We start from the raw sequence: 1,612 nt of genomic DNA on the forward strand, positions 1-1,612 counted from the left end.
GCGCTGGCCGCGCGGCGGCTGACCGAGGCCGGGATGACGGTGCTGGACCGCAACTGGCGGGGTGGCCGCACGGGTGAGATCGACATCGTCGCGCGGGACGGCGACGCGGTGGTGGTCTGCGAGGTGAAGACCCGCCGTGCACCGGTGGCCGGAGAGGCCGTCTTCGAGCATCCGATGGCGGCCGTGACGCCCGCCAAGGTTGCCCGGCTGCGTGGTCTGGCCGAACGGTGGGTCCAGGAGCACGGCGGAGCGCCACCGGGCGGGGTGCGCGTCGACCTGGTCGGCGTGCTGCTGCCGCGCCGTGGCGCGCCCCTGGTCGAGCACGTGCGGGGGGTGGCCTGAGATGGGCTTCGCGCGCACCTGCTCCGTGGCGCTGGTCGGCGCCGAGGGCGTGGTGGTCGAGGTGCAGGCCGACCTGGAACCGGGCGTCGCCGCGTTCACGCTGGTGGGCCTGCCCGACAAGAGCCTCAGCGAGAGCCGTGACCGGGTACGGGCCGCGGTGGTCAACTCGGGGGCGGCCTGGCCGCAGAAGAAGCTCACCGTGGGCCTCAGTCCGGCCTCGGTGCCCAAGGGCGGCAGCGGGTTCGACCTGGCCGTCGCCTGTGCCGTGCTCGGCGCCGCGGAACTCATCGACCCCGGTGTGCTGGCCGAGCTGGTGATGATCGGCGAGCTGGGCCTGGACGGGCGGGTCCGGCCGGTGCGAGGGGTCCTGCCGGTGGTGCTGGCCGCCGCCGAGGCCGGATACCAGCAGGTGGTGGTGCCCGAGTGCGCTGCGGCGGAGGCGAGCCTCGTGCCCGGCGTCTCGGTGCTGGGCGTCCGCAGCCTGCGCCAGCTGATCGCCGTGCTGACGGACGCGCCGGTGCCGGAGGAGGATCCGCCGGCGGAGGGCCGCCCGGACCCGATGCTGGCCGGACTGCGGCTGCCCGGCGCCGCGGCGGCCGTGGGGGTGTCCGGCGGAGCCTCGTGCGAACAGGAGTACGACCTGGCCGATGTCGCGGGAGGGCTGCGGGCGAGGGCCGCGCTGGAGGTGGCCGCCGCCGGAGGACACCATCTGTTCCTCTCCGGGCCGCCGGGGACCGGCAAGACGATGCTGGCCGAAAGGCTGCCGACGCTGCTGCCACCGCTGGAGCGCCAGGAGTCCCTGGAGGTCACGGCCGTCCACTCGGTGGCCGGACTGCTGCCGCCGGGCCGGCCGCTGATCGACCGGCCGCCCTACTGCGCCCCGCACCACTCGGCCACCATGCAGGCCCTGGTGGGCGGCGGCAAGGGAACCGCGCGGCCCGGCGCCGTGTCGCTGGCCCATCGCGGTGTGCTCTTCCTCGACGAGGCGCCGGAGTTCAGCAGGACGGCGCTGGACGCGCTGCGGCAGCCCCTGGAGTCCGGGCACGTGGTGATCGCGCGGAGCGAGGGCGTGGTGCGGTTTCCGGCCAAATGCCTGATGGTGCTGGCCGCGAACCCCTGCCCCTGCGGGCGGTTCTCCCGCCACGACGAGGCCTGTGAGTGCTCGCCCCACTCGGTGCGGCGCTACCAGGCGCGGATCTCCGGGCCCCTGCTGGACCGGGTCGACCTCCGGGTGGAGGTCGGGCCGGTCACCCGCTCGGAGCTGGCCGCG

General features: G+C 75.5%; 2 protein-coding genes. Both read left to right on the forward strand.

The features are described 5' to 3' along the window. The first annotated feature begins 3 nt into the window (after positions 1-3). Positions 4-342, forward strand: coding sequence for a YraN family protein (locus tag HW445_RS30265; RefSeq protein WP_257231389.1), 339 nt, complete (start codon positions 4-6; stop codon positions 340-342). A 1-nt stretch (position 343) separates the two neighbouring features. Beyond that, positions 344-1,612 (forward strand): YifB family Mg chelatase-like AAA ATPase (locus tag HW445_RS30270; protein WP_180223998.1); only part of this gene is annotated, 1,269 nt, incomplete at its 3' end.

The sequence above is a fragment of the Streptomyces sp. UH6 genome, from assembly GCF_013421635.1.
Lineage (GTDB): Bacteria > Actinomycetota > Actinomycetes > Streptomycetales > Streptomycetaceae > Streptomyces > Streptomyces abyssomicinicus.